Below are 17,971 nucleotides of genomic sequence, written 5' to 3' on the forward strand. Positions count from 1 at the left end.
GAGCGCATTATTTTGCTTTTGCTGCGTACTCTTCGTTACGTTTGATCATTTGTTTTCTGTACCAAGCAAAGATACCGATATAGAATACAAGGAAGACTACAGCACCAAGGATTGCTTTGATATCACCAGTTGTAGTGTTACCAATTGTCCAACCGAGAAGTTTTTCGATTGGTCCTTCAAGAGTTGAGTGAGTGATCAATTGAGTTTCGCTCACACCTGCTGGGAAGGCACCTACACCTTTAGCAAGTTCTGTTGCAAATGGTGCGATAAGTGTACCTGAAAGAAGGAAGAGTGGCAACAAGAGTGTTCCGAAGATAATCATACGGAGCAATTTACCACGTGTTACAACCAAGAGAGCTGGAGTAACACCCATAGCGATGATACCTGCAAGTGGCAAGATACCATTTCCAACTTTTGAAAGAAGCACAGCTTCAATCAACATGATTGGTGCAAGTACGTTAGCACAAGCCCAGATTTCAGCACGACCAGCGATGAATGGCCAGTCAAGACCGATGTTGAATTTACGTCCTTGAAGACGTTTAGTAGCAACGTTTGTAATACCTTGTGATAGTGGTTCTACGGCTGCGATGAACCATGAACCGATAAGTGAGAAGAGTTCCAAAGATACACCGGCAGTCAAACCAAGAGACAACCATCCTCTGATAACAAGACGCCATTTATCTGCATCTGCAACCCCTGCAATTGGATGTGGAGTTCCCATAATACCGATAACAATACCAAGAATGAAACCGATAAAGAATTTAGATCCCCAGAAACCGATTTTTTTGTTCAATTTAGCAGCATCAAAGTCATATTTATCAAGACCTGGGAAGAATTTTTCAAAAATCTTATCCAAAACCATGATAACTGGGTTCATCATGTAGTTCATGTGAGTTGATGTCATTGGTGATGAACTTGGTGCGTTAAGAAGGTCATCAAATGTAGGTTTCATCAAGTCAGAGTTGATGATTTTAAGAACCCCAACAAGTACGATAGCTGCTGTAGCAATCAATAGTGAAACCCCTTGGCTCACACCGTTGTTGTCTGCATACCATTTAATCAAAAGACCTGTGATAGACAAGTGCCAGATATCGAAAATATCAACATCAAGTGTATCTGTTTTCTTCATAGCAAGCATTACTACGTTGACAATCAACATGATGAGCAAGAAGTAAAGTGTCCAAGCAGATCCCCAAGTGATTGTTGCAAGTGGTGCCCAACCAACGTCAGTGATACTCAATTGAATACCTGTGTTTTCAACGAATTTTGCAAGTGATGCTGAGAAAGCACCATTTAGCATACCGATGATGGCACCGATACCTGTAAGAGCGATGGCAAGTTTGATACCACCTTCAAGCGCTTTGGAGAATTTCACTCCAAAAAGTAAAGCCAATACTGTCAAAATGATTAACATGATGACAGGTCCACCCATATCTAAGATAGGTGTGAAAAATTCTTTGATTAGACCAAAGATTGCATCCATAACAGTTCCTCCCTTTTTGTGTTATATGAATGTTAACAAATTAGAATTAGCTTAATCCGTGTTCTTTAATAGCTGCTTCAATGTTGTCAAATACTGGAGCACTCATAGCTGGGATACGGAATAAGATTGGTCCAGCTTCGATAACTGGAATGCCTGGGTCAAAACCAAGATCTGTTGCAGCAATTGGGGTAAAAATGTCATAACCTTTGATAAGGTCTTCATTAACGTCTTTGACCATTACCGCATCACAGTGAACATCAAAACCACGGTTTGAAAGTTCTTCTTCAAGAGCACTTTTAATTTGGTGGCTTGAGTTAACACCTGCACCGCAGGCAGCAAGAATTTTAATCATATGGATTTCCTCCGATTTAATATTTTTAATAGACAAGATTATGCAGTTGCTTCAGCTATATAAGCATAGATAGCTTCTGGTTCAGAAATTTTAGCCAAATCTTCCAAATGGCCATTTCCTGTAAAGAAGTCCATCAACTGAGCAAGAATGTTAGTTTGACTTGAACTTGAGTTATTAATGATAAAGAAGAGCAAGGATACTTCTACTTCCTTATCTGGCGCAATCATATTGTGGAAAGTCACTGGTTTTTCTAATCGAACGACCACAACTTTTTCGGCAAGATTATGAATCGTATCTGTATGAGGAATAGCCACATTCGGCAAATCCTTACCCAAAAATTCCATATCTAAGCCAGTTGGAAATGACTTTTCACGCGTGATCAAGGCTTCACGATAGGTTGGAGTCACGATTTTTCGTTCTTCCAATAAAGTTGCAACCTGATCAAAGAGTTGTTCTTGATTATCCGCTTCTAAGCAAAACACAAGGTTTTTGTCAAAGAAATGATCTAATCCCATAAGGTTTTCCCTTCTTTCCATTAACTTTATGCTATAAGTATAACACTATATGAAATCGTTGTCAATGATTTTCTGTTCTTTTTTGTCTCTTTTTTTATATTTTTGTTGTTTTTATAGTTCGACTTATTAAAACAAACACATAAACAAACACAGCAAATATTTTTTGTTTTAGAAACTAAAAAAACAGACCATTAAAGCCTGCTTTACTATTGATTCTGATATAAATTTCCTGTGAACAAGGAAAAGCAATTATGACAACTATTCTTCATCCATGCTCAAGACACTGAGGAAAGCTTCTTGTGGAACTTCTACTGATCCGATGGCTTTCATACGTTTCTTACCAGCTTTTTGTTTTTCAAGGAGTTTACGCTTACGAGAAACGTCACCACCGTAACACTTAGCAAGTACGTTCTTACGAAGGGCCTTGATATCAGTACGAGCCACAATCTTGTGTCCAATAGCTGCTTGAATTGGCACCTCAAATTGTTGGCGAGGGATAATTTTCTTGAGCTTATCAACGATAAGTTTCCCACGCTCGTAGGCAAAGTCCTTATGAACGATAAAGCTGAGGGCATCCACCTTGTCTCCATTGAGAAGGATATCCATTTTCACCAGCTTAGACGGACGATACTCTGACAATTCGTAGTCAAAGCTTGCATAACCACGTGTCGAAGACTTAAGCTTATCAAAGAAGTCAAAGACGATTTCAGCAAGTGGAATTTGATAGATAACATTGACACGATTATCATCAATATAGTCCATAGTCACAAAGTCCCCACGCTTACGCTGAGCTAGCTCCATCACTGCTCCAACAAACTCTTGCGGTACCATGATTTGCGCTTTAACATAAGGCTCTTCAATGGTCGCAATCTTAGTTGGGTCTGGAAACTCAGATGGGTTAGAGACATCCATAGACTCACCGTCGGTCAAATTAACCTTATAGATAACGGATGGAGCTGTCATGATAAGGTCAATGTTGAACTCGCGTTCCAAACGTTCTTGGATAACATCCATATGAAGAAGACCAAGGAACCCACAACGGAAACCAAATCCAAGGGCCTGAGATGTTTCTGGTTCAAACTGAAGACTAGCGTCATTCAGTTGCAATTTTTCAAGGGCTTCACGAAGGTCATTGTACTTGTTTGATTCGATGGGATAGAGACCCGCAAAGACCATAGGATTCATCTGCTTGTAACCATGTAATGGCTCTGTCGCAGGATTGGTTGCCAAGGTAACAGTATCACCCACACGAGTATCCTGAACCGTCTTGATAGAAGCCGCAATATAACCAACGTCACCAGTCGCAAGGAAATCACGACCAACTGCTTTGGGTGTAAATATACCGACTTCGGTCACATCAAAGGTCTTGCCATTGCTCATAAGCTGAATCTTATCGCCAGGCTTGACCACTCCATCCATAACGCGAACTTGGAGAATAACCCCACGATAAGCATCGTAAACAGAGTCGAAAATCAAGGCTTTGAGTGGTGCTGCAACATCACCCGTTGGGGCTGGCACTTTTTCTACGATTTGCTCGAGGATTTCTTCGATACCGATACCAGCCTTGGCAGAAGCTAAAACTGCTTCACTGGCATCCAAACCAATCACATCCTCAATCTCAGTACGCACGCGCTCAGGATCTGCAGCCGGCAGGTCAATCTTATTAATGACTGGCATGATTTCCAAATCATTGTCCAAGGCTAGATACACGTTGGCAAGGGTTTGAGCCTCAATCCCTTGGGCAGCATCGACAACCAAAATCGCCCCCTCACAGGCAGCTAGCGAACGTGAAACTTCATAAGTAAAGTCCACGTGTCCTGGCGTATCAATCAAGTGGAAAATATAAGTTTCCCCATCTTTTGCAGTATAGTTCAGCTCGATGGCATTCAACTTAATGGTAATCCCACGTTCCCGTTCTAGATCCATGCTATCCAAAAGCTGAGCCTGCATTTCACGACTTGAAACCGTCTCCGTCTTTTCCAAAATGCGGTCTGCTAGAGTCGATTTTCCATGGTCAATATGGGCGATAATAGAGAAGTTACGGATCTTCTCCTGTCGTTTTTTCAATTCTTCTAAGTTCATGATTCTCTTCCTTTCAGGGTATCTATTTATTATAAATTGTTTTTGATATTTTGACAAGACCATACCCTGCTAGGAGTACTAATCTTCAGCGACAAAGCCGTCATTTTCGATAAAGTGATGTTCTGTCATTCCTTGGTCTGTAAAGACAATCCCATGAAGGACACCACCATAAACAGCTCCTCCGTCCATGCCAATCTTGCTATCTTCTGTAGTCCAAAGTTCAGCTGTACCTCGGTCTTGCTTCAACAAACCATAGACTGGTGTATGACCAAAGACAATGATTTTTCCAGTATGATTTTCGGCTTCGTGGAATGGTTTTCTAAGCCAGACTTTTTTATAATCTGTAGTTTCATGCCAGTCGTCCAAGGTCAAATCAATACCAGCATGAACAAAGATATACTTGTCTGTCTCTACCACAAATGGCATTTGACGAATAAATTCGACCAAATCTGCCGCTTCAGTAGCCACCCGCTTGGCATCTTCTACTCCGTCAACTGGTGCATCCAAGGGACGACCTAGGATAGAGTTAATGGTTGTATCTCCACCATTGCGACGATAGTGGTCATAGCTTTCTTCTGGGTCATCGAGCCAAGTTAAAAACATATACTCATGATTTCCTGACAAACAGATCGCCCCTTGATTATCAACCAAGTCCTTAACCATTTCAAGAACACGGTGACTATCTTCACCGCGGTCAATCAAATCCCCTAGAAAGAGCAACTGGGTCTGACCATCCCAAGTTTTGAGAAGGTCTTCTAGCATCCCAGCTTTTCCGTGAACATCTCCAATTACATAATAGTCTGTCATCTTATTTCTCCCTGTTTCTCAACAATTCTCTGGCTTGCGTCAGGGCTGCTTCCGTCACATCATCTCCTGCCAACATCTTGGCAACTTCCTCCACTCGCTCTTCAACCGTCAAGAGACGAACAGTCGAAACCGTTGAATGCTCATTGCTAATCTTCTCAATAAAGAATTGATAATCCGCAATCGCAATCACTTGTGGCAAATGAGAAATAGCCAGGACCTGACCATGTTGGCCAATCTTGTGAATCTTCTGCGCAATAGCCTGAGCTACACGACCTGAAACTCCTGTATCCACTTCATCAAAGACAATACTTGTCTTGCCCTCTTTACGAGAAAAGGCAGACTTAATGGCTAGCATGAGACGAGATAATTCCCCACCAGACGCAACCTTAACCAAGGGTTTAAAGTCTTCGCCAGGGTTGGTTGAAATGTAAAACTCAACTGTTTCATTGCCCTCACGGCTGAATTTGCCCTTGCTAAAACGAACCTGAAACTGAGCTTTTTCCATATAAAGGTCTTGCAGTTCTTGTTTAATCTCATCTTCGAGCTGCTGAGCCAAATCATGACGAGCAGAGGCAAGTTGACCTGCCAGATCGACAAGATTAACTTCCAATTTCTTGAGCTCTGCTTCCATGTCCTCAGACGAAAGGTTATTACCTGTCAAGAGATTGTATTCTTCCGTAATCTTGGCAAAATAAAGCAAGACATCGTCTACAGTCCCACCATACTTACGGGTAATGGTATGAAGGAGATCCAAACGATTCTCAACCTGCATAAGACGATTGCCGTCAAAATCAAGATCCTCAATAATAGCTTCCAGACGTTTGCTAATGTCTTCTAAGACATAGTAAGTCTCAGACAGAGAGCTTGAAATTTCACGGTATTCGGTATCATACTCTTCGACACTTTCCATGTCATTCATGGCCGAACGAACATTGGCCAGACTCGAGAACTCTTCATTGTCCAACATACTGTAGGCATTGGTCAGTGTATCCGCAATATTTTTATGGTTGAGAAGTTTATCTCGCTCTTGGTTGAGAGCCAAGTCTTCCCCTGCTTGCAAATTAGCCACCTCAATCTCTGCCATTTGAAATTCCAACATCTCAATACGAGCCTTGTGTTCCTGTTGGTTTTTCTTGACTTCCAGAACCTGCTTACGCATTTTACGGTAGGCATCAAAACTCGTTTGATAGGTTTCTTTCAAGTCCCAAAAAGCTGCATCGCCAAATTCATCCAACATTTGAATATGAAGTTGAGGGCGCATTAACTCTTCTTGGTCATGCTGACCATGTATATCTACAAGGTGTTGCCCAATAGCACGCAAAACAGACAGATTGACCATCTGACCATTTACACGGCTGATACTACGTCCATTTTGCAGAATTTCCCGACGGATGATAATCTCATCCCCCATTTCCAAACCTTGCTCATCAAAAATTTCCTGTAAAAGGCGACTATTCTCAACTGAGAAAAGTCCCTCAATCTCTGCCTTTGGCGCACCGTGACGAATAACATCTGTCGTCGCACGAGCTCCCAACATCATATTCATGGCATCAATGATAATCGACTTCCCTGCACCTGTTTCACCAGTCAGGACTGTCATCCCCTTTTCAAAATTGAGGGAAATAGCCTCAATAATGGCAAAGTTTTTTATCGAAATTTCAAGTAACATATAGACCTACCAATTTTTTACTTGTTCAAAGATTTCCTCAGCTAGACTTTCACTTCTTGCAATGACTAAAATCGAGCTATCATCAGCCAAACAGCTGAAAATCTTGTCCACAAAAGTCTCGATTAACTGAGCTTTTACAAAAGCTGTATTTCCTGGAATCACTTGGAGATTGATCATCTTATCCATCAATTCTGCCGATTCGATATTGTCTTCAGCCAGTTGTAAACTTTTTACGATTGATTTTGGCAATTCGTAGACATAGGTGTTGTCTCTCAAAGGAATTTTGACAATTCCCAGCTCCTTGATATCTCGGGATACCGTCGCTTGAGTGGCAGTGATACCTGCCTCTTTCAAATGTTCTACAATTTCTTCTTGTGTACCGATTTGATAATCTGTCACAAATCGTCTAATTTTTTCAAGTCTCTCTTTTTTATTCATTTTAAAATTGACTATGCGCCCTCTCTACTACTTCTTCAATCTCAGCAAGAACCTGATTACTTGCTGACTCTTCTTTTTTCAAATACGCTAAAAACTCAATATTTCCATGTCCACCTTGGATGGGAGAAAAGTCCAGTCCAAGGACTGAAAAGCCTTCCTCTACTGCCATAGCTGTGACAGATTCAAGGACATTCTGGTGCACCTTAGCATCTCGAATAATTCCATTTTTTCCAATCTGCTCACGTCCTGCTTCAAACTGGGGCTTAACCAGAGCCACAACCTGACCTTGATCTGCCAAGACTCGGTGCAAGGCCGGCAAAATCAGACTGAGGGAAATGAAACTCACATCAATACTGGCAAAGCTAGGTTCCTGCTCGAAATCAGTCTTTTCAGCATAGCGGAAATTAAACTGCTCCATGCTGACAACCCGTGGGTCTTGGCGTAATTTCCAAGCCAACTGATTGGTACCGACATCGACTGCAAAGACCAACTCAGCACCATTCTGTATCATAACATCTGTAAAGCCTCCAGTAGAGGCCCCGATATCAATCGTGGTCGCTTCTTCCACTGACAAATCAAAGACCTGCAAGGCCTTCTCCAGTTTCAAGCCACCACGGCTGACATACTTGAGTTTCTCCCCCTTGAGTTTTAACTCGGTGTCATCTGGAATTTTCTCTCCTGGCTTGTCAAATCGTTCTCCATTAAGGACTGCTACGACTAGGCCAGCCATGACACCGCGCTTGGCCTGCTCTCGCGTTTCAAACAAGCCCTGTTTATAAGCTAGTACATCCACTCTTTCCTTAGCCATTGATTCTCAAACTTTCTACTACTTTCACAATCGATTCTGTTTCAAAGGGAACCTGCTGGGCAATTTCTTCTAATTTTGCATTTGCTTGATCCAAGGTTTGGTTACAAAAGGCAATGGCCTCTTCCAAGCCCAACAAGGCTGGGTAGGTTGACTTTTCAGCCTGTAAATCCTTTTGTGGTGTTTTGCCAATTTCTTCAAAAGTAGCTGTCACATCTAGCACATCATCTCTGACTTGAAAGGCAAGCCCAATCAATTCACCAACAGTTTTCAGTTTTGCTTGTATTTCAGGTGCCAATTCGGCTATGAGGGCAGCTGCTTGAAAGGGATATGCTAGCAGTTTTCCAGTCTTATTAGCATGAATAGTCTGGAGTTCTTCCAAAGACAAATGTTGGCGTTCTCCCTCCATGTCCAAAACCTGCCCTGCTACCATGCCCAGACTTCCTGAAGCAAGAGATAAGTTGGCAATCAAGTCTACCTTAATCTGACTTGGCAAATCTGCCTGCGCTATCAAGGCATAAGGATCCAGGAATAAAGCATCTCCTGCCAAAATTGCCATAGCTTCGCCGAATTTCTTATGATTGGTCAAGCGTCCCCGACGGTAATCATCATCATCCATAGCTGGAAGATCATCATGAATCAAGCTCCCTGTATGAATCATTTCCAAGGCCGCAGCTACCTGCGCGTGAGCAGGTTTAATGGCAATATGCAAGGCTTCCAGAACTTCTAACAAGAGAAAAGGTCGAATACGCTTGCCACCAGCATGAATGGAATAGAGAACAGACTCTCGCAAACTAGAAGCAAACTGCTGGTCTCCATAAAAGTCTTCCAAGGCCGACTCGACAAGAGCTAATTTTTCTTGCTTCTTCATTCAAAATCACTTTCTGTTCCGTCTTCTTGCATGACCTTGACCAAGGTCTTTTCAGCCTTGTCCAGCGTCGCTTGGAGTTCTTTAGACAAGACCATACCCTGTTGAAAGGCAGTAATCGCATCTTCCAAAGCAATTTCACCATTTTCCAAACTTTGGACAATGGTCTCCAGTTCTGCTAGATTTTCCTCAAATTTCTTTTGTTTTGACATCTTTAACCTCTAATTCTACTTGACCATCTCGCATCAAAAGCGTTACTTGATCTTTTTTCTTCAAACTCTCAACCGAATCTACAACGGACTCTTCTTTTTTAACAATAGCATAACCTCGCGCCACAATTCGGCTGGTATCCAACATCAGAAGTGCTTCTGAAAGTCTCTTGACCTCAGCAACCTTGGCATCATAAACCAAAGCCATTTGGCTACCTAAGAGCTTGTCCAACTGTCCTAAACGGTCTTGATAACGTTGGATTTTGGTAACGGGTGATAATTGTACCAGTCGATGCGTCCTTGCTTGGACGACTTCTTTGTTATCAGAAATCCGTGTACGTAAACTTTGTTTTAAGCGCAGTTGCAGTTGATCCAAGCGTTGCAAATAGCCATCATACAAGCGCTCTGGCTGTCTAAAGATGACTGACTGACTACATTTTTTCAAAGCTTCTTGTTTCTTCGATAGGACATTTCGGACTGCCGTTCCCATCCGTTTTTCCTGATTTTGCAAATGAGCTAACACATCCAACTTGGTCACAGGTGTTGCTAATTCAGCAGCAGCTGTTGGCGTCGCAGCGCGACGATCTGCCACAAAATCTGCCAAGGTCACATCCGTCTCATGCCCCACACTAGAAATGATTGGCAAACGAGATTCAAAAATAGCTCGTACCACAATTTCTTCGTTAAAGGCCCAGAGATCCTCAATAGAACCTCCACCACGACCAATAATCAGCAAATCCAAATCGTCCCGTTGATTTGCACGCGCAATATTTCGAGCTATTTCCTCTGCTGCTCCATCTCCTTGAACCTTTGTCGGATAGAGAAGAATATCGACACCTGGAAATCTCCTGCTGACAGTCGTGATAATATCTCGAATAACGGCTCCACTGCGACTGGTTACTACACCAATTCTCTTAGAAAATTGGGGCAGAGGTTGCTTGAACCTCTCTTGAAACAGGCCTTCTTCTGTCAATTTTTTCTTGAGTTGTTCAAACTGAATCGCAAGCGCTCCAACCCCATCAGGTTCAGCTTTTTCAATAATGATGGAGTAGCTACCGCTCGGTTCATAGACCTGCACACGCCCAATCACATTGATTTTCATCCCTTCTTCCAGGTCGAAACCTAATTTCTGATAAATCCCAGACCAGATGGTCGCTTGAATGACTGCATGGTCATCTTTTAGGGAGAAATATTGGTGAGTAGGTCGTTTACGAAAGTTGGAAACTTGACCAGTTAAATAGACCCGTTCCAAGTAAGGGTCTTTATCGAATTTCATTTTCAGATACTTGGTCAAAGTTGTTACTGATAAATACTTTTCCATCTTCACCTACTACTCATTTTCTTGCTCTTTCATGGGTATTATTATACCAAAAATATGCCTAAAAATCTCCATTTATGTACCATTATGAGGGAAAAATAGAAAAAGGAGGCAAGGCCTCCTCATCTGATTATTTGCTGTTACGAGCTTCTTCCAAAATCTTTGCAATCTTGGTCGTCAAAAGATCAATAGCAACTGTATTGCTGACCCCTTCAGGAATAACGATATCAGCATAACGCTTGGTTGGTTCGATAAACTGGTGGTACATTGGTTTGACCACACCTAAATACTGGTCAATCACGCTATCCAGACTACGACCACGCTCTTCCATATCACGCTTGATACGACGAATAATGCGCACATCATCATCCGTATCCACAAAAATCTTGATATCCATCAAATCGCGCAGACGCTTGTCCTCCAAGACCAAAATCCCCTCAACGATAAAGACATCTTGAGGCTCTTGACGATAGGTCTTGCTACTCCGTGTATGCTCTGTATAGTCATAAGTCGGAATGTCCACTGGACGACCCGCCAACAATTCCTTCATCTGCTCGATCATCAAGTCTGTATCAAAGGCAAAAGGATGGTCGTAGTTGGTTTTGACACGCTCTTCAAAGGTCAAATGAGACTGATCCTTGTAGTATGAATCATGCTCAATCATGGAAATCTTTTCATCAGGAAAATGCGATAAAATGGCTCTTGAAACACTGGTCTTACCACCACCAGAACCACCTGTCACTCCGATAATGATTGGTCTATTTTGCATGCTATCCTCCGTTTTTTTATCCGTCGTCTATTCTATCACATTTTTTGCAAAATTTATAGTCTGGTTTTGGGTAGAATTTCAGGTACTCAACTAATAAATTTCAATAAAAAGCTTGAGTTCTACTTTAATTAACGAAACAAAAAGACTTTGCAATTTTTAAGTAAAAAGGTTTGATATCTATAACCAATTTCGTATAATCTTTATATACGGTTTTCTAAGACTGTCTCTTGATTCTGATTAAATTGCTGATGAATACTTTGCTGTTCCCTCCACTGATTTTTGATTCATCTCTTTCAATTTTTTATTATTCTTAACTTCGTTTTCTTCTACTATTTTGAGTTTTACTTTAAATAGCAATTATAGAGGCACAATCTTCTCTAAAATGATCAAAACTTTTTCCACTTTCTAAATAGTACTTAACGATTTCCTCTATTAAACTTTTTTTGCTTAAACCATCTTCATCTTTATTAAATAATTTAGGAAAATCAATAGAAAGCCCTTGTTTTTTAGTCTGTTGGTAATAGACAATGAGGTCTTCTTTGTTATTTTTAACAAACATTTCTAAATCCATCATTGTTTGTACTTCGTTCATTTCGTTCTGAAATTCTTGATTTGAAAAAGCAATATATTGAGAAGGCTGACGACGTTTGTTTATCTCCTCATTTAATTTATAAATAACAGAATCATTATCTATTATTTCTACTAAATACTCACATATTTTAAATCCGAAATAATTTTGATCAAACCAATACTTATCGTCAATCTTTTCAAATTCACTATTTTTACTATATATATCTGATAGATGTTCTATGTAGGACTTTAAAATAGATTTTGTTAAAGTTAGTGGACTATTTGCTAATATGGTCAAAATTTTTTGAAATTCTAACTTTATTCTATGATTATATGTTTTTTCAATATTATAGTTATTAATGAAATTTCGAATACGTTTATCCATAGTATTGTCTTTATAGTGAAATACAATACTTGGTTGAAAAACCTCGTTCGTATCATTAAAATTTACCTCAAAATACTTCTCAATTGCAAACTCTTCAAAGTAAGGGTTAATTTCACTTTCTTCCTCTATGAAAGACCTTTTACTATGTTTAGAAGTATTGCACTCCCCACAACATTTGACTAGATTAATTGGCAAAATTGCAAGTCTGGGTTCACCAAGTTTTTGATCATTTTTCTCTTTCCCACTCTTAGGAATAATATGCTCGAGTGTTACTTTAGTTGAAAATACACCTTCACAAATAGGACAAATTGCTTGATTATAGGTATTTTTTACAACTGGGAATTTTTGAAATAACCCTTTCGATTCTTTTCGGATATGACTATCATACCATGAAGGTATAATCTCATACTGTGACTGAATTAGATTAACATTTAATTCATACAACGAACCTATAGCTTTACTTTTATATTCTCTATCTAATTCTGTTAAAAAAATACAAAGTTTTTCCTCATCAGCTACTTCTTTCAATACTTCAATAACTTCTTCTATAGACGGATATTTTTGTGCTACTCTTTTGATAAGACATCACCCGCTTTCTCTATCTCATCTTTCACTACAAGATACTTCAGAAAAGCTTCATCTCCTAGATATTTTTTATCATCTTTATAGGATAATGGTTCAATCTGTTTCTTAATTATTTCATTATCATCTTTGAGTGATAATGAATCTATGCTTTCACCAATTCCTTGCTCTTCTTTTCTAGTTATTCTAATAAGTTTATCTCTTTTTTCGTTAAAGAAACTATTATATCCTGTTTGCTGTAATTCTACCCCATATATATTCTTGTATAGAGTATCTAAGTTCTGACCGTAAGTTTTGTAATTAGTATTTTTTAATCCGTGATTAGAATCTAATCTATAGACATTACAATGAGGAATTTCTTGAATGATTACTGGTGAATGTGTAGCTATCAAACAGAAAGCTTTATTATTATCCACTAACTCTGAAACAGCTCGAATAAATGCTTTAACCATAGGTGGATGCATAAACGTTTCTGGCTCATCAAAAATTACCAAGCTTCCTTGATTAATACTTGAAACGAGCTTCGTAATATATAAAAGAATAGTTGCTTGCCCTGAACTTAGATTGTCTATTTTTTCTAGATCTTCTTTTATTATATCTCTATCTAAAAAAGCACTTTTGATATCTTCTACCCAAGTTTCAAATTCAAAGAATTTTATAGCTAACTCCCATTGAGCTAATTTCGTATTAGAAGCAATCAAGTCAAATAATAGATTCTGTATGTAGTAGGAAAAACTTTCTTTAATACTTATTTCAGCTTCGAATCCTTCTTTTAGTGTATTATCAGAATTAAGATACTTTCTAGATTTCTCATGTAGATACTCCTTAACATCAGTCAATGATGTAGCTTCTGCTTTCTTGACTACTTCTGGAATAGGAGGATATTTGACGGAAACAAATCCTACTTTCTCATAGATAATTTCACCATAGGAATCTTTTTCTTTATCAGCAACCTCTATACTTGTGCTCTCTCTATTAAAATGAATAATATTGTCAAATGGGCTTAATGAAAAATGAAGTATCTGTGAGAACTTATTGTCTCCTTCTAAATGTTCCTTTATTATCTGATTAATTTTATAGGATTTTCCACTTCCATTTCCACCAACCACTGCAAAAACATTCATTGGTAATTCTGACATTCTATTTTTTATGAATTGTAGTTTCCCTTTATCTATACCATCTTCTTTAAAACTATAGTTTATAGATTCTACCCTATCATCAACTGCCTCTTTTAAATTTTCACTTGAGTAAGATGATGTTTCGTCCTCAGAATAACATTCCCTAGAGTCAGTATAGCCAAAAACGGTTAGTGGGCGAAATACTTCCTTGATTTCTTTTAAGGTAGTTGTTCTTAGAAATGAATTATATAAAAAACTATGGTATTCACTATTTGGTGGAGTGAAATCCAAAGTTTGTCCATGTAAATCAGATTTTTTTGAATACTCTATTGCAAATTTTTCCAATACACTTGTGTTATAAGCAAGGTCTCTTGATCGAGTGAACCATTTCTGACGTTCTTTATAAGAAAGATATTTTTTTAAAAATTCATAGTACGCCACTTCACCCAAGGAACAAAAATCTTCATCAGGATATTCTCCTTCACCACTTTTTAAATAGTTCATAGAAAGATCATTTTTCGGATTAACTCGTAGCTCAAAAGTTTGTTCCCAAATCGTAAGATTAAAAACCAACTGATATCCATAATCGTCCCACTTATTAGGCTCTAAGCACATCTGTTCTACAAAATCATCAAAACTTAAGGAAATAATTTTCTTCAATGTCTCTAAGTATTCCTCACTATCTTTTTCAACTCTTATAAAATGACATGTGAAAAAGTCTTGCTCAATAGTAAAGTAACTTTGTCCAATACAGTTTTCAAATTCTCTTGCCTTATTATTTTTTGTAAATTCAATATTCCCTGTTTTAGGAGAGTCGGTCAATTCTGTAATAACAAAATAATTTTCTAAATCAAAATTCCAATCGATTGCTGATTTCGCAAATTTATTAATAATTAAAAATTTACTACTTTCATATTTTTTTTCTAAATCTTTAAGATTATACTGAACAAATATTCCTTGATCAGGAATTTTATAAAAGTTGCTTCTACTTTTTAACCAGTCAATCTCCGAATACTCACTTCTAATTCTTTCAATAATTTCGCTCACACTCATTTTTAAGAAATTCCTTTCATTTTATTATCATTATATCAAAATAAAATTACAATATCCTAGTTCAATATGTAATCGATTTCAATCTCTTCGCTCTTCTATATACATACTAACACTTAGTAATAACTTACCCAACTCTATTAATAAGAAACGAAAAAGAAAGCAAAGACTAGCTAAAAACCTTCCTTGGCTTGTAGAGATTGCCTCGTTTTTCTAGAATGGCTAGCAATTTATCATCTTCAAAGGCGGCTAATTCTTGCTCTGTTTGGTCGAGCTCGATAAAACGACCAAAGCGCACTTCTGTAGCCTCTTCTGGACTTAGGAAAACTTTGACGAGGTCTCCTGTCCCAATCTCTAGAGGATGGAGAAAGTCCAGTTGACCAGCCTCTACTTTTTCAGCAATTTCTTCCAAGGTAAGAGCGTCTTCTAATTGTAAGCCTGCAGCACTTGTTCGTGTCAAGTGAGACATATGAGCCGCATAACCCAGCTTCTCTCCTAAGTCAACTGACAAGGTACGGATGTAAGTACCCTTGCTACATTTCACACGAAAAGTAAAACGTGCTAGATTCCCCTCATAAGAAATCGGACTTGTCCGTTCAAAGCTATAAATAGTTACCTGACGTTCTGGACGCTCCACTTCCTGACCTGCACGTGCATACTCATAGAGCTTACGACCATTGACCTTAACCGCAGAATACATAGGCGGAATCTGAATAATAGGTCCTGTCAGACTGGCGATTGCTTCATAAACAAGCTTTTCATCCAAGTGCGATAAAACAGGGGTTTCTGCAACCACTTCCCCACTGGCATCCTCAGTCGTTGTTGAATAGCCAAGAGTTATTTCACCCTCATAGATTTTGCCCTCGTCCTGCATAAACTCAACCATGCGTGTCGCCTTGCCAACCGCAATGGGCAAAACGCCCACTACATCCGGATCCAAGGTCCCACCATGACCAATTTTCTTGGTTCCCAAAATCTTACGCAGTTTAAAAACCGCATCATGCGAGGTCATCCCCGCTTCTTTTTTTAAGTTGATAATACCGTTCATTTTTGCTTTCTAATTTCATTCATGAAATATCTTCTTCAAGAATTGTAATGTAATTATCTTTTGTAACAAAAGATAGTGTGGCTAATCTTATTGCTTGGTTCATAATTATCCTGTCAAATACATTTCTTACAAATCGCCCATTTGCATTTTTATTTTCAGGATTACTACTATGTAATTCTAAATATTTTTTAATTTTCTTTTGCAGAATCATGCAAAATGTACTCTTCATTTTTGCAATATGAAAGAAAAATATCAAACATTTGGTCCACAGTATAATCTTCAAACATAATAAAATAATTAAATCTTGATTTTAACCCAGGATTAGATTCAAAAAATTTTTTCATCAATTCATCATATCCAGCAACAATAACCACCAAATCATCACGATAGTCTTCTAATGCTTTTGTTAACTCAGTTAAACACTCTCGACCATAACTATCACTTTTATCGTTTTCAGTAATACTATATGCTTCATCAATAAACAATACACCACCTTTGGCTTTTTGTATCAATCTCTTCACTTTCGAAGCCGTCTGTCCTTGATATTCTGCTATTAAGTCTGTTCTACTTGCCTCTATAAAGTGACCTTTACTTAGTATTCCTAGAGAACGATACATATTACCAACAATTCTAGCAACTGTTGTTTTACCTGTACCTGGATTACCTAAAAACGCCATATGCATAGTTCTATTTGTTTTTTTAAGACCGATTTTTTCTCTACTTTGCTGAACTTTATTAAATGCTACTAAGTCTTCTATTTCTTTCTTTACATTTTCTAAACCTATTAGTGACTTTAAATCATTTGCTAGTTCTTCAAATGATTTATGATTTGTTTCTTTCAAAATCAAATAATTTGTATCAATAACTCTAGAACCAAGATATTTATACAATAATTCCAATATACTAGTTTGCTTATCTTTGATTTTTGAGAATGTCTCTTTACTTGTCAAGTTTCCTAATCGTTTTATAAATTCTAACTCAGCATTTTTAAGATTATCAACTATATCTTGAAGAATTATTTCTAATTCATAAGTATTATTTGTTAAATCATCCAGTTTTTTCACTTCCAATTTTAACAATTTTAAATAAGCTTCACTAATCATCTACATTCCTTTAAACAATAGAAATAATACTATTATAACAACAGCGACTCCAAGAGTATAGAATCCTTTTCTAAGTAAACTAATCTCTTTTTGTTTTTCCTCCAGTTCAGTTTGAAATTTCTCGACAATTAAAGTAAGATTTTTACTTTCCTCTATTAATCTAACATTCATCTTGTCTACATCGTTTTTAAGATTGTTTTGTGTTTCTTCAACTTGTAAATGCAAATCGTTAAAACTATTTTCTATTTTCACTAATGATTTTAGCTTCGCTTTTAAAATATCAATTTCAATTTGAATTTCACTTTGCTTCTCTTCAAGTTGTTCTAACTCCTCTAGCTTTTTATGATGTTTCTTCAATATATCAATTAAATCTTTATTCTGTTTAAAAACATCATCTAATAGTTTTTTATTACCAGTTTGATATTCTTCTATCTCGTGCAATCCCTGTATAGCTTTATTATTTGCCTCTTTGGCTGCAATCAAAGACTTTGAAATGCTTTGAATATACTCATCATCTAAAATTTGGAATGTTTCATAAATGGTATTAAATTCCTGAATAATTTTTTTAATGTGAATATTTTGTTCAATCATTCTATTTTGAACAGCATCAGTAAGAGCGTTTAAATCTTTACCCTTAACATCATATTCCATTCCAATAAAGCCTAACATAGGATCATCTGTTGGAACTGTTGGTAAATCTGACTGTTCAGGGATCTCTTCACTAAAGGCTTTTAGCTCTTGTTTTTTTCATTAAATCTTTCAGAATTTGCTAAAACTTGAATCTCTAATTCTTCTGACAT

General features: G+C 37.9%; 15 protein-coding genes and 2 pseudogenes. All 17 read right to left on the reverse strand.

The genetic code is table 11. The features are described 5' to 3' along the window. Positions 1-7: 7 nt before the first annotated feature. The 17 genes and pseudogenes from SK629_RS06060 to SK629_RS06140 all read right to left on the reverse strand — a co-directional run bounded on the left by SK629_RS06060 (position 8) and on the right by SK629_RS06140 (position 17,971). Entirely contained in the window at positions 8-1,483 is a 1,476-nt protein-coding gene (locus SK629_RS06060) for a PTS galactitol transporter subunit IIC (protein WP_000338737.1), read from the reverse strand. A gap of 46 nt (positions 1,484-1,529) precedes the next feature. Beyond that, positions 1,530-1,835, reverse strand: coding sequence for a PTS sugar transporter subunit IIB (locus SK629_RS06065; protein ID WP_000590547.1), 306 nt, complete (start codon positions 1,833-1,835; stop codon positions 1,530-1,532). 38 nt (positions 1,836-1,873) lie between these two features. After that, a complete protein-coding gene (locus tag SK629_RS06070; RefSeq protein WP_042901041.1) occupies positions 1,874-2,350 on the reverse strand; it encodes a PTS sugar transporter subunit IIA in 477 nt (158 codons plus the stop codon). Between the two features lie 258 nt (positions 2,351-2,608). Next, positions 2,609-4,432, reverse strand: coding sequence for a translation elongation factor 4 (gene lepA / locus SK629_RS06075; RefSeq protein WP_042901042.1), 1,824 nt, complete (start codon positions 4,430-4,432; stop codon positions 2,609-2,611). Positions 4,433-4,510: 78 nt separating this feature from the next. Further along, positions 4,511-5,239 carry a metallophosphoesterase family protein gene (locus SK629_RS06080; RefSeq protein ID WP_042901043.1) on the reverse strand — a complete coding sequence of 243 codons (729 nt, stop codon included), beginning with the start codon at positions 5,237-5,239 and terminating at the stop codon, positions 4,511-4,513. A gap of 1 nt (position 5,240) precedes the next feature. After that, entirely contained in the window at positions 5,241-6,908 is a 1,668-nt protein-coding gene (gene recN, locus SK629_RS06085) for a DNA repair protein RecN (protein WP_042901044.1), read from the reverse strand. Positions 6,909-6,914: 6 nt separating this feature from the next. Then, positions 6,915-7,346, reverse strand: coding sequence for an arginine repressor (locus tag SK629_RS06090; protein ID WP_042901045.1), 432 nt, complete (start codon positions 7,344-7,346; stop codon positions 6,915-6,917). 1 nt (position 7,347) lies between these two features. After that, positions 7,348-8,154 carry a TlyA family RNA methyltransferase gene (locus tag SK629_RS06095; protein WP_042901046.1) on the reverse strand — a complete coding sequence of 269 codons (807 nt, stop codon included), beginning with the start codon at positions 8,152-8,154 and terminating at the stop codon, positions 7,348-7,350. Continuing rightward, a complete protein-coding gene (locus SK629_RS06100; protein WP_042901047.1) occupies positions 8,147-9,022 on the reverse strand; it encodes a polyprenyl synthetase family protein in 876 nt (291 codons plus the stop codon). Before SK629_RS06100 ends, SK629_RS06095 begins: the two co-directional genes overlap by 8 nt. Next, on the reverse strand, positions 9,019-9,231 hold the full coding sequence (locus tag SK629_RS06105) for an exodeoxyribonuclease VII small subunit (protein WP_042901048.1): 213 nt from the start codon (positions 9,229-9,231) through the stop codon (positions 9,019-9,021). Before SK629_RS06105 ends, SK629_RS06100 begins: the two co-directional genes overlap by 4 nt. Beyond that, positions 9,209-10,549 (reverse strand): exodeoxyribonuclease VII large subunit, encoded by a 1,341-nt coding sequence (gene xseA / locus SK629_RS06110; RefSeq protein ID WP_042901049.1) that lies wholly within the window; start codon positions 10,547-10,549, stop codon positions 9,209-9,211. The genes SK629_RS06105 and xseA overlap by 23 nt, the downstream gene beginning before the upstream one ends. 127 nt (positions 10,550-10,676) lie before the next feature. Next, complete coding sequence (udk, locus tag SK629_RS06115; RefSeq protein ID WP_042901050.1) at positions 10,677-11,315, reverse strand: uridine kinase; 639 nt, start codon at positions 11,313-11,315, stop codon at positions 10,677-10,679. 346 nt (positions 11,316-11,661) lie between these two features. Then, entirely contained in the window at positions 11,662-12,798 is a 1,137-nt protein-coding gene (locus SK629_RS06120; RefSeq protein ID WP_235219614.1) for an HNH endonuclease signature motif containing protein, read from the reverse strand. Between the two features lie 38 nt (positions 12,799-12,836). Next, on the reverse strand, positions 12,837-15,023 hold the full coding sequence (locus tag SK629_RS06125; protein WP_042901051.1) for an AAA family ATPase: 2,187 nt from the start codon (positions 15,021-15,023) through the stop codon (positions 12,837-12,839). 166 nt (positions 15,024-15,189) lie between these two features. Further along, positions 15,190-16,068, reverse strand: coding sequence for a tRNA pseudouridine(55) synthase TruB (gene truB, locus SK629_RS06130; RefSeq protein ID WP_042901052.1), 879 nt, complete (start codon positions 16,066-16,068; stop codon positions 15,190-15,192). Between the two features lie 19 nt (positions 16,069-16,087). Beyond that, positions 16,088-17,171, reverse strand: a pseudogene (locus SK629_RS06135) (AAA family ATPase). Next, a pseudogene (locus tag SK629_RS06140) lies at positions 17,172-17,971 on the reverse strand (hypothetical protein).

The sequence above is a fragment of the Streptococcus mitis genome (genome assembly GCF_000722695.1).
Taxonomy (GTDB): domain Bacteria; phylum Bacillota; class Bacilli; order Lactobacillales; family Streptococcaceae; genus Streptococcus; species Streptococcus mitis_O.